This window comes from Bartonella sp. W8151 (genome assembly GCF_016100385.1).
GTDB classification, from domain to species: domain Bacteria; phylum Pseudomonadota; class Alphaproteobacteria; order Rhizobiales; family Rhizobiaceae; genus Bartonella; species Bartonella apis.
The window spans coordinates 461,062-483,428 of sequence record NZ_JACFSO010000003.1 but is presented as its reverse complement, the minus strand read 5'-3'; the positions used below and the strand labels follow the sequence as shown (position 1 = coordinate 483,428).

General features: G+C 45.8%; 20 protein-coding genes. 12 read left to right on the top strand and 8 right to left on the bottom strand.

The annotated features are described in order from the left end of the window. Positions 1-214 precede the first annotated feature (214 nt). The 6 genes from lptF to rsmA all read left to right on the top strand — a co-directional run bounded on the left by lptF (position 215) and on the right by rsmA (position 7,776). A complete protein-coding gene (lptF, locus tag H3V14_RS07535; RefSeq protein WP_198213080.1) occupies positions 215-1,405 on the top strand; it encodes an LPS export ABC transporter permease LptF in 1,191 nt (396 codons plus the stop codon). Continuing rightward, positions 1,402-2,493, top strand: a complete 1,092-nt coding sequence (gene lptG / locus H3V14_RS07530) for an LPS export ABC transporter permease LptG (RefSeq protein ID WP_198227697.1) — start codon at positions 1,402-1,404, stop codon at positions 2,491-2,493. Before lptF ends, lptG begins: the two co-directional genes overlap by 4 nt. After that, on the top strand, positions 2,494-4,857 hold the full coding sequence (locus H3V14_RS07525) for an LPS-assembly protein LptD (RefSeq protein WP_371809450.1): 2,364 nt from the start codon (positions 2,494-2,496) through the stop codon (positions 4,855-4,857). A 108-nt stretch (positions 4,858-4,965) separates the two neighbouring features. After that, complete coding sequence (locus tag H3V14_RS07520) at positions 4,966-5,937, top strand: peptidylprolyl isomerase (RefSeq protein WP_075870037.1); 972 nt, start codon at positions 4,966-4,968, stop codon at positions 5,935-5,937. After that, a complete protein-coding gene (gene pdxA, locus H3V14_RS07515; protein ID WP_198227695.1) occupies positions 5,937-6,950 on the top strand; it encodes a 4-hydroxythreonine-4-phosphate dehydrogenase PdxA in 1,014 nt (337 codons plus the stop codon). Before H3V14_RS07520 ends, pdxA begins: the two co-directional genes overlap by 1 nt. Further along, positions 6,940-7,776: a 16S rRNA (adenine(1518)-N(6)/adenine(1519)-N(6))-dimethyltransferase RsmA gene (rsmA, locus tag H3V14_RS07510; protein ID WP_198227693.1), complete on the top strand. Its 837-nt coding sequence runs from the start codon at positions 6,940-6,942 to the stop codon at positions 7,774-7,776. The genes pdxA and rsmA overlap by 11 nt, the downstream gene beginning before the upstream one ends. A 241-nt stretch (positions 7,777-8,017) precedes the next feature. On the opposite strand, the gene gmk is transcribed toward rsmA, so the two are convergent. From gmk to H3V14_RS07470, 8 genes are all read right to left on the bottom strand, one after another. After that, a complete protein-coding gene (gmk, locus tag H3V14_RS07505) occupies positions 8,018-8,623 on the bottom strand; it encodes a guanylate kinase (protein WP_246713053.1) in 606 nt (201 codons plus the stop codon). Between the two features lie 124 nt (positions 8,624-8,747). Continuing rightward, the gene (locus tag H3V14_RS07500) at positions 8,748-9,620 is read right to left on the bottom strand and encodes a YicC/YloC family endoribonuclease (protein ID WP_198227868.1); all 873 of its coding nucleotides are present in this window, start codon (positions 9,618-9,620) and stop codon (positions 8,748-8,750) included. A 619-nt stretch (positions 9,621-10,239) separates the two neighbouring features. Continuing rightward, the gene (mltG, locus tag H3V14_RS07495) at positions 10,240-11,442 is read right to left on the bottom strand and encodes an endolytic transglycosylase MltG (RefSeq protein WP_371809456.1); all 1,203 of its coding nucleotides are present in this window, start codon (positions 11,440-11,442) and stop codon (positions 10,240-10,242) included. 376 nt (positions 11,443-11,818) lie between these two features. Beyond that, a complete protein-coding gene (gene fabF, locus H3V14_RS07490) occupies positions 11,819-13,081 on the bottom strand; it encodes a beta-ketoacyl-ACP synthase II (protein ID WP_198227689.1) in 1,263 nt (420 codons plus the stop codon). A gap of 110 nt (positions 13,082-13,191) precedes the next feature. Then, positions 13,192-13,428 (bottom strand): acyl carrier protein, encoded by a 237-nt coding sequence (locus H3V14_RS07485; RefSeq protein ID WP_075870044.1) that lies wholly within the window; start codon positions 13,426-13,428, stop codon positions 13,192-13,194. A gap of 352 nt (positions 13,429-13,780) precedes the next feature. Next, positions 13,781-14,518 carry a 3-oxoacyl-[acyl-carrier-protein] reductase gene (gene fabG / locus H3V14_RS07480; RefSeq protein WP_198227687.1) on the bottom strand — a complete coding sequence of 246 codons (738 nt, stop codon included), beginning with the start codon at positions 14,516-14,518 and terminating at the stop codon, positions 13,781-13,783. Between the two features lie 15 nt (positions 14,519-14,533). Then, positions 14,534-15,478 carry an ACP S-malonyltransferase gene (gene fabD / locus H3V14_RS07475; protein WP_198227685.1) on the bottom strand — a complete coding sequence of 315 codons (945 nt, stop codon included), beginning with the start codon at positions 15,476-15,478 and terminating at the stop codon, positions 14,534-14,536. 83 nt (positions 15,479-15,561) lie between these two features. Further along, on the bottom strand, positions 15,562-16,146 hold the full coding sequence (locus H3V14_RS07470; protein WP_198227683.1) for an undecaprenyl-diphosphatase: 585 nt from the start codon (positions 16,144-16,146) through the stop codon (positions 15,562-15,564). A gap of 339 nt (positions 16,147-16,485) precedes the next feature. On the opposite strand from H3V14_RS07470, the gene rpsF reads away from it, so the two are divergent. The 6 genes from rpsF (at position 16,486) to H3V14_RS07440 (ending at position 22,362) form a co-directional block, all read left to right on the top strand. Beyond that, complete coding sequence (gene rpsF / locus H3V14_RS07465; RefSeq protein WP_075870047.1) at positions 16,486-16,896, top strand: 30S ribosomal protein S6; 411 nt, start codon at positions 16,486-16,488, stop codon at positions 16,894-16,896. Further along, a complete protein-coding gene (gene rpsR / locus H3V14_RS07460) occupies positions 16,896-17,144 on the top strand; it encodes a 30S ribosomal protein S18 (RefSeq protein WP_075870048.1) in 249 nt (82 codons plus the stop codon). The genes rpsF and rpsR overlap by 1 nt, the downstream gene beginning before the upstream one ends. Positions 17,145-17,262: 118 nt before the next feature. Continuing rightward, positions 17,263-18,243 (top strand): DUF2232 domain-containing protein, encoded by a 981-nt coding sequence (locus H3V14_RS07455; protein ID WP_198227681.1) that lies wholly within the window; start codon positions 17,263-17,265, stop codon positions 18,241-18,243. A gap of 22 nt (positions 18,244-18,265) precedes the next feature. Then, positions 18,266-18,874, top strand: coding sequence for a 50S ribosomal protein L9 (rplI, locus tag H3V14_RS07450; RefSeq protein WP_075870050.1), 609 nt, complete (start codon positions 18,266-18,268; stop codon positions 18,872-18,874). 247 nt (positions 18,875-19,121) lie between these two features. Beyond that, a complete protein-coding gene (locus H3V14_RS07445) occupies positions 19,122-20,480 on the top strand; it encodes a cyclopropane-fatty-acyl-phospholipid synthase family protein (protein ID WP_198227679.1) in 1,359 nt (452 codons plus the stop codon). Between the two features lie 379 nt (positions 20,481-20,859). Further along, positions 20,860-22,362, top strand: coding sequence for a replicative DNA helicase (locus H3V14_RS07440; protein ID WP_075915873.1), 1,503 nt, complete (start codon positions 20,860-20,862; stop codon positions 22,360-22,362). The last annotated feature ends 5 nt before the right edge of the window (positions 22,363-22,367 follow it).

Here is a 22,367-nt window from a genome sequence, read left to right as displayed (position 1 = left end):
GACACTGCAAGATGTCTTTTATCATCTTGCAACTTAACTACCACTTGTGGCAAAAGAAAAATGTTAAGAAGCGGTTAACTATTTTTTTTTGCCTCTTGTTAGAGTCGTCGTGATATTTGAGAGAAAATAGGAATAAAACGGCATAACAAGGAAATCCCGCTTCCCGGAATCGTTGATGTCATGAATTTTGATAGTGAGGATGTATTTTCCACCAATGCGCATTATTGAACTATACATCCTTCGGCGCGTTTTCGTTCTGTTTGCAGCAGTCCTTCTTGCCGCTGTCGGTATAAGCTGGACCGTGCAAGTTCTGTCGAGAATCAACTTTCTGACAACAAGCGGGCAAACGGTTTTCACCATTTTGCAGTTTTCTTCCCTGTTCATTCCCTCGGTCATTCCGCTTGTTATTCCTTTTGCGCTGGTCATTGCGATAGCTCAAACTTTGTCAACAATGAATCAGGATTCGGAACTGGTTGTTATCAATGCTTCGGGTGCACCTCGCAGTACAGTATGGAAACCGGTGCTGATACTTGCAGTTTTGGCAGCCGTTTGTTCATTTATCATTACCAACTTTGTCAGTCCGCAAGCGCGCATCACAATGCGTCAAATGATGGCCACCACACATTCCGACCTCATCAATGTATTCATACAAGAAGGAAATTTTCGCGAATTAACGGACAATCTTTATATGGAGATTGGCGAACGTCATGACGATGGAACAATTGGTAGGCTGTTTATTGCCGATCAGCGCGATCCTGCGACAGATCTTTACTATTATGCGGTCAATGGTTCGGTTGTCAGCAATGACAATGGAGATTTTCTAGTCCTGAATAATGGTGAAGTACAAAGGCGTGACAATAAAGCAGGGAGTGTGTCGATCATAAAATTCGGTTCTTACACGTTCAATCTTAGCGATTTTACTGCAAGCGATGGAACGCCAACGATTTTCCCGAAGGATCGGCCCCTTGTTTATCTTTTCCATCCTGATGCCAACGATACCTACTATCAGAGACGGCCATTGCAATATACCGCCGAGTTACATCGCCGCTTTACCGATTGGCTTTACCCGATTGTTTTTGCTTTGATTGCTTTGGCTGTAGCCGGTGACGCACGTTCACAACGTCAGGCACGCATTTCCGCATCATTTTCGGCAATTTCACTTTCTCTGGTGGTTTATGCTGTGGGATATTTCTTCGGCGACCGCGCAGACAATGACCTTGGATATATTCCGCTTCTTTATATATTGCCGATCGGAATTTGCGCTTTTATCGCGTTCCTGTTTATAACGAATCGTAAAATGACGCTTCCCGATCAATTTGGCGACAAACTGTCGACTGCCATAAAGAGGCTAAGGAACAAAATATTTCGTCACAAACAATCTGATGTAAACGGAGGTGCATCATGATTGGTTGGACATTAGGACGCTATTTCTTTCTCAGATATGTGAAAACGACTATCTATTTCTTGCTGGGAATTTTTATTCTTTCTCTGCTTATTGACTTCACAATCAACGCAGGGCGGCTTGCGGGATTACCCGGTTATTCACCATTCGGTGCACTTGCCATATCGGCGCTGCGCATTCCGTTTAATATGCAACAATTGTTCCCGTTTGTTGCGTTGTTTTCGGCCATGGCAACATTGATTGCGCTGAACAGGAAAATGGAGCTTGTTGTCACCCGTTCCATTGGCGTTTCGGCGTGGCAGTTTCTCACGCCTTTATGTTTCGGTGCTTTTTTATTCGGTCTTTTCGGAGTTATCGTCGTCAACCCCATTGCTGCCTGGGGAACATCACAATCGGAAAAAATACTTTCCGAATGGAAAGGTAAGAACATCGAGACAACTGTGGACAACGAACGTATTCCATGGTTAACGCAGCGAACCGATTATGGTGTTACAACCATAGGTACAAAGGCCACAGCTGATGGCGGCTTGACATTGTTGGACGCAACCTTCGTCGAATATAATGACGACGAGACAATCAAAGATTGGCTCAACGCCACACGCGCGCATCTTACACACGGCTATTGGGTGCTCGAAAGCGGAGCCCGCTATAGAGCCAGCCATGAGCCTGAAAACTATACTGAATTAAAAGTTCCGACGAATCTGAGACCGGAATTTGTTGAAGAAAAATTAGCTGATCCAGCGAGTATTCCTTTTTACGATTTGCCCAGAAAAATAGAGATCGCAAGATCGTTCGGATATTCTGCCAATTCCTTCGATATGCAGTTGCAATCTCTGATTGCACTTCCTGCTCTTCTTATTGCGATGACATTGATCGCAGCAACTGTTACATTAAAATTTGTAAGGTTTGGTCAATCACGTACAATGATTTTGGGTGGAATCATTGCCGGGTTCGTGCTTTATGTAGTTACGGTTCTTGTGCAAGCTTTTGGCAAGGCGGCTTACGTGCCCCCTGTCATTGCTGCTTGGGTGCCGGTTGTTATTGCGTTATTTTTTGGTATATCCTTTTTGTTGCATAAAGAGGATGGCTAGGTGAGACAATTGACAAGTGGAATGAAAATTTCAAACAGCCTCAGGGCTTTGGCACTCGGAACCGCATTGGGGTGCTCTTTGGGACTAAGCACGTATTACGTTGCTTCGGCCCAAGACTTCAGTGCCATGACTGCCACTCATAAAACTGATCCCAATGCACGTATGTTGCTTTCAGCAGACGAACTTGTCTATGATCGTGACGCCAATACGGTCACGGCTCAGGGTAATGTGCAGATCGAATATGATGGTAACCGAATCGTCGCCCGCAAAGTTGTCTATAACCAAAAAACGAATCGCGTTCTGGCAGAAGGCGATGTTGAAGTTGTTCAACCTGACGGCAGCAAATATTATTCCCAGCAAATTGATATGACAGATGACTTGGGGGAAGGCTTTGTCAATTCTCTAAGAGCTGAAACACCTGATAACACGCGTTTTGCAGCGGTGAGTGCCGAGCGTAGTGGCGGTCAAATGACCGTATTCAACCGGGGTGCTTATACTGCCTGCGAGCCTTGCTATTATAAACCCGATCGTGATGTCTTATGGCAGATAAAAGCCAAGAAAATCATCTGGAACGGCGCAACCAAAACAATGCGGTTCGAAAATAGCCATTTCGAATTTTTCGGTATGCCGGTTGCGTGGTTTCCTGTCTTCGAAATGCCCGATCCCACAGTTAAACGCAAAACCGGTGTTTTAACGCCTAATTTTGTCTATACAAATGATCTTGGATTGGGGATTCGCAATTCGTATTTCTGGAATCTGGCGCCTAACTATGATTTTACACTTTCGGCCACCGGCTATACCAATCAGGGGCTATTGACAGAAGGTGAATGGCGCCACCGTCTCGAAACAGGTAGTTATAATATCCGTTTTGCCCATATTTATCAGGTAAACCCTGATGACTTCGATCATGATTCAATCGATAGCGTCAATGACAATCGTTATATGGTTGCGACCAAAGGCGATTTCCGGATCAATTCGAGCTGGACCTATGGTTGGAATATTTTAGCCCAATCGGATAGAAATTTCAGCCGCACCTATGATCTTGAAGGTTACAAAAACGATGTATTCCGTTCGCAGATCTATTTGAATGGTTTAGCCGGACGTAACTACTTCGATATGCGTTTTTATCATTTCGAAGTGCAGGATTCGATGCTTAAAGACAATCCTTCGGAACGTTACACACGCCAACCATGGGTTCTTCCGCGCATCGACTATTCATTTACTCCTGACGAGGCAGTTTATGGCGGCGAGTTTACGTTCCACACGAATTTGCAATCGATCTATCGCGACAAAGCCGATTTTGCCTTTGCAGATTGGCAAGGACGTCCGCTTAATACGGCCAGACTCGCAGGTATGTCCGGTACCGATTTCCGGTTAACCTCCGATGTTGAATGGAAAAGAAGTCTGATCAGTCAAGGTGGCTTGGTATTCACCCCAATTCTGGCTTTGCGCGGTGATGGTATCGGTACCGATGCCCACGGTGAATATGGTGGCTATATGGCAGATGGCAGCTATAGCAAGATGGATATCGAATCCGGTGCGTTCCGTGGCATTGCGACCGCTGGACTGGATTTGCGTTATCCTCTGCTCTTTACCGCCGGTAATTCCACCCATGTCATCGAGCCTATTGCGCAGATTTTCATTCGCAATAATGAACAATATACCGGTCGCCTTCCCAACGAAGATGCTCAAAGCTTTGTCTTTGATGCCACAACATTGTTTGAACGCGACAAGTTTTCCGGTTATGACCGTGCAGAAGGCGGAACACGTTCGAATGTCGGTCTGAGATATTCGGGTAACTTTAATAATGGATGGTCACTCTATGGCTTGGCTGGCCAATCCTTCCAGCTTTTCGGCAAAAATTCTTTCAATGCAAAAGATTTTGTCAGTGTTGGGTCCGATTCCGGACTTGAAAGTGCACGTTCCGACTATGTTGCGATGATCGGTGCAAGTAATGAACATGGCTTTGCCATTGCCTCGCGCGGTCGTTTTGATGATGAAACGGGTTCAATCCGGCGTGGCGAGGTAGAGGCTTCACAAACGTGGAAACGGGTATCGCTTTCTTCACAATATGCTTATATCGAAAGCCAGCCGGATTATGGTTATGCGCAGGATCGTCAAGAAGTCAGTCTCTATGGCAACTATAAATTTACCGATCATTGGTCGATTCATGCCAATTCGAGTTACGACCTTGTTTCCGATACATTCGTGAGATTGGGCACAGGTTTGAATTATCTTGACGAATGTTTCGGGTTTAACCTTGGGTACCAACAAACACGCAATCCTTGGGAAAATGAACCAAGTCATAAATTCGGATTCTTGTTATCCTTCCGTACTGTGGCGGACATTGGCAAAGCCATGTAACAGTTTGATGCCAAAGCACGTAGCTTTTGGTGAATTGCTGTTGTTGTGATAAGAACGATAAAAGATTATTTATTGAGAATATTTGGCGAAAAGCGGAAGCTTAGAACAATGAAAAACATGAAAAATAGCTCATTGGCATTATGTATCGCGTCGCTCATGGGCGTAACTTTTTTACACAGCAATGCCTTTTGTGCACCAAGAGCACCGCAGGCAGAAGCTTCGGCTCAAACAGCTGTCGCCGTCATTGTCAATGGTAACGCAATTACCAATTATGATATTCAAAGGCGCGCTGCCTTCCTGAAATTACAGAGGAAGACCGGTAATTTAACTTCGCAAGCCAAAGATGAACTCATCGAAGAGATGCTTAAACGCGTCGAAATGAAAAAGCGGAATATTGATGTTAGCGACGATGAGGTCAACAAAGCTTTCAACGGCTTTGCCGAGCGTAATCATATGACGGTGGCCCAACTCACAGATATGCTTGGAAAAGCTGGTGTAACCGCTGACCATTTTAAAAATTATATCCGGGTCCAGATGGGCTGGGGGCGTCTTGTAAGTGCCCGTTACCGTGCCGAAGGTGGAATAATCACCGAACAGGAGGCGGTACAGCGTATGCTCAAAAATGGTGGCGTGAAACCGACTGCCAACGAATATGAATTGCAACAGGTGATTTTCGTCGTTCCTAATAATCGACGTAGTGCGATATTAGGAAAACGCAAACAGGATGCAGAACTCTTCCGGTCGAAATTTTCCGGTTGTGCGAACCTTAAACAGCAAGCAACCGGTATGATTGATGTTACAATCCGCAATCTCGGTCGGGTTCTCGAGCCCCAATTACCGGAAGAATGGGAAAAGTCCGTCAAGGCAACACCAGCCGGTCGCATGACCCCGCCACAAGAAACGCCGAGAGGTGTTGAAGCCCTTGCTGTATGCAACATTAAAAAAGTTTCGGATGATAAGGTTGCACAATTGGTCTTCACCATTCAGGATAACGAGAAATCCGGTGATAAAAAGGCTGAAGATTTGAGTGCGAAATATGTCAAGGAATTGCGGGAAAAGGCCCGCATTGAAAATCCTTGATGTCTTCGCTTGCCGTTAGCAGTGGTGATCCTGCCGGAATAGGATTGGAAATTGCGCTGAAAGCTTGGCAACAACGCCATTCACGCTGTGTACCGGCTTTCTTTGTTCTGGCCGATGCCGACATTGTCGAAAAAACTATTTCGTTATTGAATATGGATGTTCGTACGGCAATCGTCGAAGGAGACGATGTGTCGGAAGAATTTGAAGATTCTTTTCCCATTGTTCCGTTATATAACCGTCAATCGGCCGTGCCCGGCCAACCTTCATCAAAAAACGCTGCCGGAATTATTGAAGCGATTGAACGTGGCGTCCATTATGTCCATGATAAAAAGGCATCAGCGTTAGTCACGTGTCCAATAGCTAAAAAAATTCTTTACGATGCGGGTTTTCACTTTCCGGGACACACAGAGTTTTTGGCCGATCTAGCGGAAAAGCTCAATGATAAACACTATCAACCCGTTATGATGCTTGCGGGCCCGCAATTAAAAACCATTCCGGTCACAGTCCATATTGCGATAGAGAAAGTTCCTCGCACTTTGACCAAAGAATTGCTGGTCGAAACAGCAATTATCGTCGCCTATGACTTATCCGAACGGTTTGCGATAAAAAATCCGCGACTTGCAATAGCCGGTCTTAATCCGCATGCCGGTGAAGGCGGAGCTATGGGGATTGAGGAAAAAACCGTCATAAAACCGGCGATGGATATTTTGCGTTCTCGTGGAATAAAGGTGATTGGTCCACTTCCTTCTGACACTATGTTCAATGCACGTGCACGCAAAAATTACGATGTCGCTTTGTGTATGTATCATGATCAAGCGTTAATACCTGTTAAAACAATCGGCTTTGACGACACTGTCAATGTTACTTTGGGGCTTCCGTTTATCCGGACCTCTCCCGACCACGGAACGGCATTCGACATAGCCGGAAAGGGAATAGCTTCGCCGGAAAGTTTTATCGCTGCATTAACACTTGCCGATAACCTCGCTAAAAATTCTCACCATCATGTCAATTGATTCTCTTCCACCTCTGCGAGAAGTTATAGAAACTTTTGGTCTCAGTGCAAAAAAATCTCTTGGCCAGAATTTCCTATTTGACCTTAATTTAACCGCGAAAATTGCCCGTCAGGCCGGTGATCTAAAGGGCAGAGACGTATTGGAAATCGGGCCTGGCCCAGGAGGACTCACACGTGCCCTACTTTCAAAAGGCGCTACCGTTACAGTTATTGAACGTGATACACGCTGCCTTGCTGCACTTGACGAAATTTCCAATGTGTATCCCGAAAGACTCAAAATCATATCAGGGGATGCCCTAGAGCAAGATTTTGAAAGCCTTTTCAAAAGCGGGAAAAAACCTGCGATCGTCGCCAATCTTCCCTATAATATCGGTACCGAACTTTTAATCCGCTGGCTTACGATTGAGCCTTGGCCACCTTTTTATGAATCCATGACGCTGATGTTCCAAAAAGAGGTTGCGCAACGCATTGTAGCACTTCCAGGTACGCCACATTACGGTCGTCTGGCAGTTCTTGCCGGCTGGCGCACACATGCGCGGATTGCCTTTGATGTTCCGCGGCAAGCCTTCACACCGCCACCGAAGGTAACGTCATCGGTCGTTCACATTATTCCCAATGATAATCCCCTGCCCTGCACAATAAAGAGCCTCGAAAAGGTTACCAAAGCGGCATTCGGACAAAGACGAAAAATGCTCCGTCAAAGTCTCAAATCGCTTGGTGGAGAAGCTCTATTGGAACAAACCGGAATTGATGGCACCCGCCGCGCAGAAACGCTAGATGTAGAGGAATTCGTCTCTCTGGCTCAAGCAATTGAAGTTCGACAGTGAGTAACAAATTAAGATCTGAACGTTAAAACTTTTAAACAGTGGCGGAACAAAAAGTCTAATATTGCCGTCAAGATTTGTGTTTGTTGGTTTAGCAACCAATATTTATTGTCCGATACGTTCGTTCGAGTTTTCCTAAATTTTATCGCATGAAACAAAAATAGCTCACATAAGTTTTTCTCGTTGGTCGTTCAAAGAGCCACCGATCAACTTTTTTGCTTGTGCTTATTAAACGTGAAAAAAACTATTCAAGTTTTTCCTGTAGCAATCCGTCCACAAACGAATCAATGTAGAGACAGCGCCGCCGTTTCATCGCTTCGGCTAGATGAATCGTTTTAATAAGCGAAAAAGACTGCTCCAAATCTTCATTGATAATCACATAGTCATAAGATTTATAATGTTCTATCTCGCCACGAGCGTTATGAAGCCTGAGGTCGATAACATCCGGCGCATCTTCGGCTCGTCTATTCAAGCGCGACTTCAATTCTTTCATTGACGGCGGAAGAATAAAAATGGAAACAACGTCATCAGGCATCTTCTCCTGCAATTGCTGTGCACCCTGATAGTCGATATCGAAGAGCATATCGCGCCCCGCTGCCAAAGCTTTATCCACTGTTTCACGCAAAGTACCGTAGTAATGACCGTGGACTTCCGCCCACTCGATCAATTCATCGTTATCGCGCTTACGCTCGAATTCTTCTTTGCTAATAAAATGATAATGAACGCCGTTTATCTCGCTTGACCGGCGTTCACGCGTCGTCACACTGATCGACAAGCCGAGATGACCATCTTCCAGCAATAAACGTGACAATGTGGATTTTCCTGCTCCCGATGGGGATGAAATTACCATTAACACTCCGCGTCTTTTGCCCGCGTTCTTTAAATTGCGTTCACGTTCAGAGGTGTTTTTCATTATACATTGTCCTTCAAATTTTTCGTGACCCCATCAGGGCACAAAATTTCAAAACATCAGTCTATTCGACATTCTGAATTTGTTCTCTGAACTGGTCAATCACCGCCTTTAATGACAGACCTGCGGCCGAAAGGGAAGCTGTATGCGCCTTGGAGCATAGTGTATTGGCTTCGCGATTAAATTCCTGAGCCAGAAAGTCCAATCGACGACCAACAGGTTCATTCAATCCAAGCAAATATCTTGCTGCTTCGATGTGTCCGTCAAGCCGGTCTAGTTCTTCCTGAATATCTACTTTGGTTACCAGAAGGACCGCTTCCATTTCCAACCGTTGGTCATCGAGTTTATCACTGGAGTCAAGGAGTGCAGATACCTGCGTTTTCAGTCGCTCCTTTATCGCTTCGCGCGAACGTGACGGATCGTTTCTGGCTCTACTTACCAATGTTTCGATTGTATCGATTTGTCCAGACAGAATTTTATTGAGTGTTGCTCCTTCTTTTTCGCGGGCAAATGTCAAATCGTGAAGGGCAACGTCGAACCCCTTGATAATCGCAAGCTTCAAATCGGTATTTTCGATGGTTTCGTTTTCCGGCGTTCCGTATTCGACGATGCCCTTTATTCCTAACAATCCGTCGATAGTCGGTTTCTGAATGCCATAAGCTTGTTCCAGTTCGTTTGAAAATTTCAAAGCCCAATCAAGGTAATCCTGATTGATACGAGGGTGACTGCTTCCAGCCGAAAAAGAAACATTAAGCAAGCAATTTATATTTCCCCGTGAAAAAATATCTCCCGCCTTCTTCTTCAATTCATATTCGATAGCATCAATGGCAATGTTCGAACGAAATCTCAAATCAAGATTTCTGCCATTAACCGAGCGAGTTTCCCATACAATAGTGGCACTTTCCGTCGACACACTCGCTCTGGCAAATCCTGTCATACTCTGCAATGTAAAAAAACTCCTGTAAAAAATAGGGCTTAACCCTTGGCGGAATTGTTTGACGTCAAATCGATTGGCGGAATCGACTTTCTACCCCAACCGTCAATGCTCTTCAAAAATTCATAGACTCTCATTCTAGCAGTTCCCTATTAACTGAAATGGCCGGAATTTTGAATTCAATAGCACGTGTCGACAACCTGTTAATGACCATAATCTGCAAACAATCGCGACCAGACACTGCGTGCGTAGTGTATATTTCCCGATAGTTTGTTTATTTGATTGCTGTCATTTTTTAACACTGTTCCGGTTAAAGTGCCGCTTTTATAACATCAAATATAAACAAGGCAATTCATCCGCCTGCCGCCGAACATCAACGGTTCAACCGGACTGTACAAAAATAGGAAAGATCAAAAACGCGTTCGAAAAATTGCAGCCGATTGCATCAAAAAAACATAACCCCAAACGTGTATAAACTGCCGATTCGAAACAGCACCCCTACGTTTATAACTTTTTATGGAAAATAAAAAACGACTGGAACACAGTCGTCAATTTGAAGCAAGCGCCGATAAGTACCTATTTTCCGGCTTAATTTTAAATATCCGGAACCGGTTAAAACCAATCAGTCATTTTTCTGCATCGCGCGCCATTTACGCACATTTGCATTATGTTCGTCCAGCGTTTTGGAGAAAACATGTCCGCCTGTACCATCTGCCACGAAATATAGCGCGTCGCTCTTCGGCGGGTTGGCCACCGCTTCGAGGGCGTCCCGTCCGGGATTGGCAATCGGCGTGGGAGGAAGACCGTTTATTTTATAAGTATTGTAAGGCGTGTCTTTATCAAGATCAGATTGATAAATCGGCCGATCTGAAGGTTTGCCTTTTCCCCCGAACAAGCCGTAAATAACCGTCGGATCCGATTGCAGACGCATATTCTTGGCAAGCCTATTATAAAAAACGGCGGCCACTTGTGGTCGTTCGGTTGCAATACCGGTTTCTTTTTCAACAATTGATGCGAGTGTTACGAACTCGTTGATATTTTTTATTGGTAAATCGGGAGCACGTTTCGCCCAGATATCAGCAACCAGTTTTTGTTGCCCGTCATGTAAACGTTTGACAATCTGTTCGCGAGTCGTTCCGCGAATAAAATTGACAGTGTTGGCCATTAAGCTTCCTTCTGGCGGTAAAACTTTTGGTAAATCGCCTACCAGAACATCATTTGCTGCCAGACGGTCGAAAACCTGTGCGACGGTAAGTCCTTCAGGCACTGTGAACGCATGCTCGATCGACTTTCCCTCCACCAGAATATCCATGATATCCTTCATTGAAGCATGTGCAGGTATGGCATATTCACCAGCCTTCAGAAGCCTTGCCTTATCCTGATAGCCAACACCGTAAACAAAAATATCTGCCGATCTTATAAAGCCTTGTTTTTCAAGAATTGAAGCAATTTCCCTGATACCGGCCCCCTGATTGATAAGAACCACTTGTTCGTTCGATTGGGGACCGGTCGCAACAAACATATTCTTTCCGACATATATCGGTATCGTGATTGCCAGAATGATGACTATCAACAGCATAAGGAAAAAATTACCAAGAATAATCAAAGGGTTGCGGGCAACCTTTGACCGACTCGGCTTGACTTTTATTTTTTTTGCGTCTGCTTTTCCGTCTGCTCCATTTGTATCATCCGGCTCTTCCGGAACTTTGTCATTTCCGACCGGAGTGGATTGTTGATTATTCTGTACCGATTGATCGTCTAAGACACGAGGTACGCTATTTTGCAAAATCGAAGGATTTTGACCCGCTGCTTCAGCCTCTGGCAGAGATGATGATTTCAGGACTTCGGAGGTTGCTCTACCTCCCTCTTCTTTTTCGTCCCGATCGCTTTGCAAAGCGGCTTGGCCGACAGACTTTTCTCTGTCTGACGCTGCATTTTTATCTGTATTTTCCGATAATGGAGAGGCTTCAGGTAGTGGAGAATTTTCCTCTGACGACGCTATTGGTTCATCAGGCTCTGACGGCTTTATTTCTGACTTCGATGTCAAAGACTCAGTCCTGTCGGATGTCATCTTTTTTTCTTCGTCAGACATAAGCACACATCCCGTTTGCTATAAATTTCCGGTTTCTACCGCTTATCGCAAAATTGCGGCAAAATTTGCAGAACTTGGAGAAAAGGTGAACTTTTCTCAAGATTGTGTATTATTTTGAAAAACGCCGCATAATCAAGGATGCATTGGTTCCACCAAATCCGAATGAGTTGGACAAAACAGTGTCAATCTTGCGTTCCCGCGGCTTATGCGGAACAAGATCTATCTTCGTCTCGACAGAGGGATGATCAAGATTGATTGTCGCCGGTGCTATATTATCACGTATTGCAAGAACACTAAAAATAGCTTCCGCTGCACCGGCTGCGCCCAAAAGATGGCCAATCGACGATTTTGTCGATGACATCGATACTTTTGAAGCATTTTCACCCATGACACGTTCGACAGCCGCAAGCTCGATCGTGTCAGCCATGGTCGAAGTCCCATGTGCATTGATATAGTCAATTTCGGACGGATCAATTCTGGCGCGTTTAATGGCTGCGCGCATACACCGTTCGGCCCCCTCTCCACTTTCGGATGGCGCCGTTATATGGTGGGCATCACCGGACAAACCGTAGCCGACAACTTCGGCATAAATTTTTGCACCGCGTTTTTTGGCGTGTTCAAGTTCTTCCAAAACGACAATGGCAGAACCTTCACCCATTACAAATCCGTCGCGATCAACATCATATGGACGCGAGGCATGTTCAGGGTCATTGTTGCGGCCTGTAGAAAGTGCCTTGCACGCAGCAAATCCCGCTAACGAAATACGATTGACAGGAGATTCGGTCCCGCCGGCAAGCATAACATCGGCATCATCAAGCGCGATCAGACGGGAAGCATCACCAATCGCATGTGAACCGGTAGAACACGCAGTAACGACTGCATGATTAGGCCCGCGCAACTGATGCTTTATCGAAACGTAACCCGATGCGAGATTGATAAGACGACCGGGAATAAAAAATGGCGAAATGCGCCTTGGCCCTTTGTCGCGCAACGTATATCCGGCTTCGACAATGCCCTCGACACCGCCAATACCCGAACCGATCATAACGCCGGTGCGAATCTGGTCTTCATCACTTGTCGGATGCCAACCGGCGTCGTCGAGCGCCTCGTCGGCAGCTCCCATCGCGTAAAGAATGAACGGATCGACTTTGCGCTGCTCTTTGAGTTCCATATGAAGATCGGCATTGAATGTACCATTGCTGCCGTCACCTAATGGAATACGGCCTGCTATCTGGCATGGAAGATCATCGACTTCAAACTCGGTAACACGACGAACGCCGCTTTTGCCTTCAAGAAGCCGTTTCCAGCTATGTTCCACGTCGCCGGCCAGTGGAGAAACCAATCCCAAACCGGTAATGACGACACGTCTCATACTTCCAAATCCCAATCGTTCAACTTTAAACCCGAAAATACCCGTTCATTCACGAGTAAAACAAATAAAAGGAGACAAAAACCTTTTCCAGTTTCTGCCTCCGCGGTCAATCAGGCCGAAGCCTTATCAATAAACTTGACGGCATCGCCAACGGTCAAAATCGTTTCGGCTGCGTCATCCGGAATTTCTACACCGAATTCTTCTTCAAAAGCCATGACCAATTCTACGGTGTCAAGACTATCGGCACCAAGATCGTCAATGAAACTTGCGTTTTCGGTTACTTTATTTGCATCAACACCAAGATGTTCGATGACGATTTTCTTGACGCGTTCTGCTGTATCACTCATGTCGGATCCTCGACTTTTGTTGTTTTCCCTGCCTTGGTTAGCGGCACGGGCTCATCTAATCAAGCAATAGATGCATTTACACCTATCATTTTTAGGTTTTCAAACACACCCTGTGGATATCCCATAACGGGATCAACCGGTTTTACTCACCGGCCTTAAAGGCGCCAATTACCATGCTCGACGCCAAGACGCAAAGATATTTTACCATAATTCGCGTGTTTCTCTTCATTTTGTGCCGAAATAGTGTCCTTTTTCTAAAGTTAACGCTCACAACGCACAAAATTTAGAAGACAACGCCGCAATTTTTATCATCAGTAAAAACTTCAATCCCGAGTCTTTACGGATATTTTTGTCATATCATTGCCATTCCGCCATTGACGTGCAATGTCTGGCCGGTGACGAAGGCCGCCTCGTCGCTTGCAAGATAAATAGCGGCAGCTGCCACATCTTTAGTTGTCCCTATCCGCTTCATCGGAATAGCAGACATGATGGCTTCCTTTTGTTTGTCATTGAGTTTGTCCGTCATAGCCGACTCAATAAAACCCGGAGCAATGCAATTGACCGTCACATTGCGGCTGGCAATTTCTTGAGCGAGAGACTTCGAAAAACCTATGACACCGGCTTTCGTTGCACAATAATTGGTTTGACCGGGATTGCCGGTAACACCGACAATAGAGGAAATATTGATAATGCGGCCATAGCGACGGCGCATCATCGGATGTGTCAAAGCTCGAGTCAGAAAAAATACGGCTGATAGATTAACGGCCAACACATCATCCCAATCGCGATCACTCATACGAACAAAAAGACCATCGCGGGTAATTCCGGCATTATTGACCAGAATATCCACGCCATCGAGCGTGCTTTCTGCTTTTTCGGCCAATGCTGCTACTTCTTGGCGTTTGGAAAGATCTGCCGGAAAGATAAAGCAATTATCGCCAAGGTCATGAGCCAAAGCTTTTAACTTTTCCTCGCGTGTGCCATGAAGTCCAACTATTGCACCTTGTTCATGCAACCCGCGAGCTATCGCTTCTCCTATGCCGCCGGTTGCGCCGGTTACAAGTGCCTTACGCCCTTTCAAATCAAACATCGTCAAATTCCTCAATTATACGCCAAGTGCCTTCAAGGCATTTTCTATCTCGTCTGCTGTTCCGACGGTCAGGCCGGTCAAATTCCGGTCGATTCGCCTTGCAAGCCCGGTCAGAACTTTTCCACTACCGATTTCAAAAAGTGTGTCGACATTATGTGCAGCAAACCATTCCACAGTTTCGCGCCACCTAACCCGACCTGTCACCTGACGAACCAGCAGTTCGATGATCTTATCCGGATCGGTTTCCGGTTTCACAGAAATATTGGGAACAACCGGCACACTAGGTGCAAGTTTATTTACATCCAGAAGAGCATCATGCATGGCTTCGGCAGCTGGCTGCATCAAACTTGAATGGAACGGAGCTGAAACAGAAAGCAGAATGGCCCTCTTTGCGCCCTTTTCTGTTGCAAGTTTTACCGCTGCATTAACGGCTTTTGTCGCTCCTGAAATAACAAGTTGCCCGCCGCCATTATCATTGGCAATCTCGCAAACACCTTCTCCAAGAACCGAACTACAAATTTCTGCAACAATGTTTTCTTCAAGACCGATAATTGCCGCCATAGCACCCTCGCCTACAGCAACTGCTTCTTGCATAGCATTTCCACGAATTCTAAGTAGCCGCGCAGTGTCGGCAAGGCTAAAGGTACCTGCAGCACAAAGAGCTGAATATTCACCAAGAGAATGTCCGGCAACAAATGAAACCTTGTTCTTAAGATCAAGGCCATTTTTCTCAAGCACTCTGATAACAGCCATCGAAACAGCCATCAACGCCGGTTGCGCATTGGCGGTCAATGTCAAAACATCTTCCGGCCCTTCAAACATAACCGACGAGAGTTTTTCGCCCAAAGCATCATCGACTTCTTCAAAAACTGACCGCGCTTCAGAAAATTGATCCGAAAGGGCCTTGCCCATACCAACTGTCTGACTTCCCTGACCGGGAAACGTAAATGCACAAACCATTAGAGTATACTCCCTGGCTTAAAAACAAAGATTAGGAGGTCTTGACCTATAAAACAGCATAAAGTCAAGCCGAACATCATGGATTAGGCTTGTAAATCTGTTCCCCTGCCTTTCGGTGAATAAGGGAGCTCATAAACAAACTTCGGTACAAACGGTACAAGAAAACGGATAACAAGCACGGAAATAACAAGTCCCAGAACAACCCCTCCAAGGATGTCGGAAGGATAATGTACGCCTGTAAAGATGCGCCCCCAACAAGTGAGTACCCCTAGGACAAGTGCAAAGCGTGCGACTTGTTTATAACGATACCAATATAATGAAAAAACATAGATTGTGAAAATCAAAGCATGATTGCTCGGGAAGGAAGCATTTTCCTTGTGCTCGATAAGAGCTTTGACGATTCCTGCCACAAAAGGGCGCGGTCGATAACAAAGATGTCCTATAATAAAACTGAAAATCAGCGCTATGGCAACGGAAATTACGATGGAAAGTGCCGCTTGTCTTTCACCCCGCCCACCTAGAAACCATAACATAATGAGATGAAAGGGAATAAAATAGATGAGAAATTTCGCACATCCGATTCCGAAATATGCAACCAGCGTTGATGTTTGTGGGGTCGCGGCGAAGAAATTGAAAATGAGAATGTCGATATTTTCCAGAAAAGCCATTTTGCCAGAACTCCGAAAATTGGCTGTTTGCATTTTCATCACTCATATATCGACAGCATCGTTCTTCCAACCCAAAAACATATTTTAGTTGCTTTCCTCACTTGCTATTTTTCCAAATAACCTGTAAACACCGCCCGTTCATTGTCGACATTTGGCCGGGGGTTGAACGGAGGGTCGCTTTTAAAAGCGGCAGGAAATATTAATGTTTCAAGCCTCCCGTGTCTCCGCTCTCGAATGTCTCGAAACACGCGTCCTTTCTTCTTCGGTTCGACCGAATAGGCAAGTCGCAGAGGCTCTGCGCCGAAAGTCGACAAAGATTAACAGAAGAAAGGCAAAACAATGGCTCTTTATGAACATGTGTTCCTTGCCCGACAAGATATTGCACCGCAACAGGTCGACCAACTTGTAGAACTTTACAAGGGCGTCATTGAAGCCAACGGTGGCAAAGTCGGGCGCATTGAAAATTGGGGTTTGCGCACACTTACCTATCGCATTCGCAAGAATCGCAAAGCCTATTATACATTGATGAATATTGATGCTCCGGCAGCTGCAATTGCAGAAGTCGAACGCCAGATGCGCATCAACGAAGATATTTTGCGTTACATGACAGTTCGCGTTCACGAGCTTGAAGAAGGCCAGTCGGCTATGCTTTCTCGCCGCGATCGTGACGACCGTTACGGCAAGGATGAAGATCGTCCGCGTCGTCCACGTCGCTCACGCGATGATTCAAACAATGAAGGAGATGAATAATGGTTGATATTAGCCAGATTCCAACCCGTCGTCCTTTCCATCGTCGCCGCAAGACTTGCCCTTTTTCAGGTCCTAACGCACCAAAGATCGACTATAAAGATGTAAAGCTTCTTCAGCGCTATATTTCAGAGCGCGGCAAGATTGTTCCTTCACGCATTACTGCAGTGAGCCAGAAAAAGCAGCGCGAATTGGCAAAAGCGATCAAGCGCGCCCGTTTCCTCGGCCTTCTGCCTTATGTCGTCAAGTAAGAATTCAGGCAGCCGGCTAGGCCGGCTGCTTTTCCTGCTTTCGGTGCAGGATTAAATAAAACCGGAGTTGGAGCGGTTATTTCAGCCCCTAACTGCAAAAAGGCAGGACAGCGATCAAATGTTGCAAAAAAAATCCAGTACGTTTCCGGCGGGTATTTTAGGCGGGCTCTTTGCTGCCGTCCTTGCAACAGCTATTATGAGTTTTTTTCTGGTTTTTCCGCCACTTGCACTCCTACTCGGTTGCTTCATGACTCTGCCGATTTTTATCGTTGCATTCGGCTGGGGCACGACTGCCAGTATCATTTCTCTTATCACAGCAACAATCGTTCTGGTATTTGCACAAAATCTCTATATCGGTCTCGGTTTTGCCTTGCTGTTTTTTCTTCCGGCTGTTTATGGCTCCTGGCTTCTCGGACTTGCCGAAACAGATAAAGAAGGACACACAGTTCAATGGTATCCGCTGTCGTCGGTTATATTTTTACTGACAGGCTTTATCTCGATCATTTGTGTTATTATCGGCACAATATTGCATAACAACCCGACGACACCGATTATTGCGGGCGAAGTTGCCAATTTTGTTGCAAATTCCTTACGCGAGACCAATTCGGCATCGGAAGCCGACATCGTCACCTTCCATGATTTTCTGGTAACCAATATCGTTCCCTTGTTGTCAAGCAGTCTGGCCACTTATGGAGTGCTTTTTCTAATCGGGAATTTGTATTTTTCGCTTGTCGGTGCGCAACGCATGAAACGGCTTGCACGCCCGCGCGACGACTGGCCGAAAAAATTCCGTCTACCAATACCCGCGCTGGTAATTTTTATTGTCGCCTTTGGTGCCACTTTTTTTAAGCTCGGTACGTTTCTCAATCTGTGTGCATCGGTCTTCAACACAACCTTTACTTTGGCAATCTCAATGACAGGACTTGCCTATTTGCACAACCTTACTCGCGACATGAGTGGACGTATTTTCATCCTCGGATTTGTCTACATTGCCCTTTTCACTTTCGTATTCACCTTACCGGTATCACTCATTCTGCTTTTGATGGGGATCTGGACGACTATTCAAGAAAGCCGCAAAAGCGGCGAAACAAAACAATAAAAGCAGCTGAAAGGAATTTAAAATGGATGTTATTCTTCTTGAACGCATTGCCCGCTTGGGGCAAATGGGCGACACCGTTTCTGTAAAGGATGGTTTTGCCCGCAACTTCCTTTTCCCGCAGGGAAAAGCTTTGCGTGCCAACGAGGCCAACAAAAAGAAATTCGAGAATGAGAGAGCACAGCTCGAAGCACGCAATCTTGAACGCAAGAGCGAAGCCCAACAGGTTGCTGACAAGCTTGACGGCAAGACATTCGTAGTTATCCGCTCTGCCGGTGAAACAGGCCAGCTATACGGTTCGGTTTCGACACGTGATATTGCCGATGTTATTACCGCTGACGGGTTTTCAATCATTCGTACACAAGTTGAACTTAACCACCCGATCAAGTCGATCGGCCTTCACAATGTGGCTGTCAATCTCCACCCGGAAGTACAGGTTAATGTGACCATCAATATTGCCCGTTCTGCTGAAGAAGCCGAACGTCAGGCTGCCGGCGAGGATTTGACTTCGATCGAGGCTATTTACGGAATTGAAGAACAGCCTTTGGCAGAAGAAGTCTTTGACGAAGAAGGTGCCGAACACGAAGCAGAGAAAAAGGCCGAGGAACAGGCTGAAGAAAAGGAAGCTGAATAAGCTTTTTGCGTCGGTTCACAAGTTAAGACTTGCGAGTGCGACGCACTGCCCCAGTAGTTTGGAACAGTTGTTTCTTGACATGTCAAAAAAAAATGAACACACCCGATCTTCAAGGTCGGGTGTTTTTTTAACAAATGGGCACTATAAACGGTGCATCGGTTGAAATAGACTTTCGAGAGCTGATTTAGACACTCCTCTGTGGGTAAACATGCGGCCGAATTATTGAATGAAAGATGGGACTCGATAGATGTTTGCTTTGTTGAAGACGGCTGCCAGCCACATTATTACCAAAGGTAATCTGACAATTACCGATTCACGCGGGGTCACATACCAATTCGGTGATCAGACTGGCACACCGATTCAAATTCGCTTTACATCGGCAAAATGGGAACGCGAAGTAGCGCTCGACCCTGCATTGAAACTGGGCGAAGCCTATATGGATGGCGGGTTTACTTTTATAAAAGGTGATATTTATTCACTACTCGAAACAATTTTTGAAAGTACCGGTCCGATTGCAGAAAATGAATTGTGGATGAAAGCGTTCTATTTCATCCGCACAGCGACAAAACGATTCGTCCAGATGAATACGTTGCGTCGTTCTGCAAAAAACGTCGAACATCATTACGATCTGTCAGGCAAACTTTACGAGATGTTTCTTGATCCTGATCGTCAATATTCATGTGGTTATTTTGAAAATCCAAATGTCAGCCTTGCCGAAGCACAACTTGCCAAAAAACGGCATCTTGCGGCCAAGCTTCAAGTCAAGCAAGGTGAAAAGCTCCTTGATATCGGCTGCGGTTGGGGCGGATTGGGGCTTTATTTTGCACGGGTTCTCGGTGCAAATGTTACAGGTGTTACGCTTTCCCATGAGCAACATGGCATTGCCAACCAGCGCGCCGAAGATATGGGACTTCAGGATAAAGCCAAATTTTTGCTTCTTGACTATCGCAAACTGAATGATGCCTTCGATAAAATCGTTTCCGTGGGTATGTTCGAGCATGTCGGGATCGGCCATTACAAAGAATATTTCGACCATGTCAAAAGATTGTTGAAACCCGATGGCCGCTTCGTTCTCCATTCAATCGGCCGCTCGGGCGAACCGGGGGCAACGAATCCGTGGATTGCCAAATATATTTTCCCCGGTGGCTATATTCCATCATTATCGGAAGTTATACCGGTCATTGAAAAAAGTGGCCTTGTCATTACCGATATCGAGATATTACGGTTGCATTATGCCGAAACATTAAAGGCTTGGCGCGAAGCTTTCCTCGCCCACTGGGACGAGGCAAAAGCACTCTATGACGAACGTTTTTGCCGTATGTGGGAATTCTACCTCGCAGCATCCGAAAGCGCTTTCCGCTGGCAGGGTATGATGGTTTTCCAGATACAGCTTGCCCACAAGCAGGATGCTGTTCCCTTGACTCGCGATTACATTATCGAAGAAGAAGCCAGACTTAAAAAAATTGACGCTGACCCGAATATAGAAGCAATCCGGAAAGATGAAAAGAAAACTGCCGGAACAACAAAAAAGACGAGCGGTGCATCTGCTCCGGAACCGGTAAAATCACACGGAAAAACCAAAGTGTCGAAAGAAGAAAAGAAATAGGTCATGTGGCTGCAAAAAAGCAGACTTTTTAAGCCACTTTCCTTGTACTATCTCCACCCCCCATGTTAAATCAAAAAAATGCTGTGTGTACATAAGCATGCGGCATTTTTTCTTCTCATAGACCGCTATTTTTCCTTGAAGCGCAGGCTATTTCTTGGTCTTCCGAATGCCGTTTCCGGTCATCAAGCAAGCCTTATGGTTTTTAATAGTGGCGTTCAGTGCTTTTTCTTATCTTTTTCCACGTGTTGAACGGGGATGAACGAGGGAAACAGGTAAAAATGCAAGGGAACAGAAAAAAAAGTGGCGATCACTACCCACAATGGGGTAAAGTAGACGAGTTTTCCAATTAAACAAAATTCAGGCGAGCAGCAAAAGACTAATGTCAGAAGCAAAAGTTCTTAACATCGGACAAACCAATGGTGACGAGGCACTTCCGTTCAGGCAGGTTCCACATAATATAGAAGCGGAACAGGCTCTCCTCGGTGCAATTCTTATCAATAATGACGCGCTTGACCGCGTGTCCGATTTTTTGAAGCCTGAACATTTTTTCGAGCCTTTACATCAAACAATTTTCGCTGTTCTGAGCGAGATGATCAAAAACGGCAAGCTTGCGAATCCGGTCACAATCAAGCCGTTTATTCCGGCTGATGAAAAAATCGGCGATATGACGGTTTATACCTATGTTGTTCGCATGGCGACAGAAGCTGTCACCATCATCAATGCAGAAGATTATGGCCGTGCCATTTATGATCTTTATACACGTCGCTCTTTGATTGATCTTGGAAACGAGATCGTCAATACCGCATATGATGCACCGATTGATCTTACTCCTTCGAAACAGATCGAAAATGTCGAGCAAAAATTGTTCACACTTGCCGAAACCGGTAAATATGGTGGAGGCTTTGAAAGTTTCGATGATGCTGTGAAAAAAGCCATTGATATGGCGGGAGCTGCAAAAAAACGCACTTCCCGCCTCTCCGGCATTCCTACACAGCTCAAGAAACTCGACGAGCAAATGGGGGGGTTGCAACGTTCCGACCTTATCATCCTTGCCGGTCGTCCGGGTATGGGTAAAACTTCACTTGCAACCAATATCGCTTTCAATATTGCCAATGCTTATATCAAAGCGAAAGAAAACAACCTTCCGGCAGAAGAGAATGAAGGTGGAATCGTCGGTTTCTTCTCGCTTGAAATGTCATCCGAACAATTGGCAACACGTATTATTTCCGAGCAGGCGGAAGTATCGTCTTCCAAAATCCGCCGCGGTGATATTACCGAAGACCAGTTTGCCAAACTCCTCCATTCGATGACAAGATTGCAGAAGGCGCCACTTTATATCGACCAGACAGGTGGCATTTCGATTGCGCAGCTTTCAGCCCGCGCGCGACGGCTTAAACGCCAGCATGGCCTCGACGTTCTGGTGATTGACTATGTTCAATTGATGACCGGTGTTTCGAAGCGTGCGTCGGAAAACCGTGTTCAGGAAATTACTGAAATCACGACCGGTTTGAAGTCGCTTGCCAAAGAGCTCAATATACCGATCATTGCTTTGTCGCAGCTTTCCCGTCAGGTTGAAGCACGTGATGACAAACGCCCGCAACTTTCCGATCTTCGTGAATCCGGTTCTATCGAGCAGGATGCCGATGTTGTGCTGTTTGTTTATCGCGATGAATATTATATCAAAAACAAAGAGCCCAAGCTTGGCAGTGAAGAACACATGAAATGGCAAGCCGAGATGGAAGAAGTCTTCGGTAAGGCCGAGGTGATTGTGGCAAAACAGCGTCATGGACCGACGGGAACTGTAAGATTGGCGTTTCAGGCCGAATATACCCGCTTTTCGGATCTCGCCGAGAGTGACAAGCTACCAGAGCAATTCGGCTGATTGTA

Excerpts from the sequence above, each read along its gene's own strand:
- lptF (WP_198213080.1), top strand. The coding sequence starts at position 215 with ATGCGCATTATTGAACTATACATCCTTCGGCGCGTTTTCGTTCTGTTT.
- lptG (WP_198227697.1), top strand. The coding sequence starts at position 1,402 with ATGATTGGTTGGACATTAGGACGCTATTTCTTTCTCAGATATGTGAAA.
- H3V14_RS07520 (WP_075870037.1), top strand. The coding sequence starts at position 4,966 with ATGAAAAACATGAAAAATAGCTCATTGGCATTATGTATCGCGTCGCTC.
- pdxA (WP_198227695.1), top strand. The coding sequence starts at position 5,937 with ATGTCTTCGCTTGCCGTTAGCAGTGGTGATCCTGCCGGAATAGGATTG.
- rsmA (WP_198227693.1), top strand. The coding sequence starts at position 6,940 with ATGTCAATTGATTCTCTTCCACCTCTGCGAGAAGTTATAGAAACTTTT.
- gmk (WP_246713053.1), bottom strand. The coding sequence starts at position 8,623 with ATGGTAATTTCATCCCCATCGGGAGCAGGAAAATCCACATTGTCACGT.
- H3V14_RS07500 (WP_198227868.1), bottom strand. The coding sequence starts at position 9,620 with ATGACAGGATTTGCCAGAGCGAGTGTGTCGACGGAAAGTGCCACTATT.
- fabF (WP_198227689.1), bottom strand. The coding sequence starts at position 13,081 with ATGAGACGTGTCGTCATTACCGGTTTGGGATTGGTTTCTCCACTGGCC.
- H3V14_RS07485 (WP_075870044.1), bottom strand. The coding sequence starts at position 13,428 with ATGAGTGATACAGCAGAACGCGTCAAGAAAATCGTCATCGAACATCTT.
- fabG (WP_198227687.1), bottom strand. The coding sequence starts at position 14,518 with ATGTTTGATTTGAAAGGGCGTAAGGCACTTGTAACCGGCGCAACCGGC.
- fabD (WP_198227685.1), bottom strand. The coding sequence starts at position 15,478 with ATGGTTTGTGCATTTACGTTTCCCGGTCAGGGAAGTCAGACAGTTGGT.
- H3V14_RS07470 (WP_198227683.1), bottom strand. The coding sequence starts at position 16,146 with ATGGCTTTTCTGGAAAATATCGACATTCTCATTTTCAATTTCTTCGCC.
- rpsF (WP_075870047.1), top strand. The coding sequence starts at position 16,486 with ATGGCTCTTTATGAACATGTGTTCCTTGCCCGACAAGATATTGCACCG.
- rpsR (WP_075870048.1), top strand. The coding sequence starts at position 16,896 with ATGGTTGATATTAGCCAGATTCCAACCCGTCGTCCTTTCCATCGTCGC.
- H3V14_RS07455 (WP_198227681.1), top strand. The coding sequence starts at position 17,263 with ATGTTGCAAAAAAAATCCAGTACGTTTCCGGCGGGTATTTTAGGCGGG.
- rplI (WP_075870050.1), top strand. The coding sequence starts at position 18,266 with ATGGATGTTATTCTTCTTGAACGCATTGCCCGCTTGGGGCAAATGGGC.
- H3V14_RS07445 (WP_198227679.1), top strand. The coding sequence starts at position 19,122 with ATGTTTGCTTTGTTGAAGACGGCTGCCAGCCACATTATTACCAAAGGT.
- H3V14_RS07440 (WP_075915873.1), top strand. The coding sequence starts at position 20,860 with ATGTCAGAAGCAAAAGTTCTTAACATCGGACAAACCAATGGTGACGAG.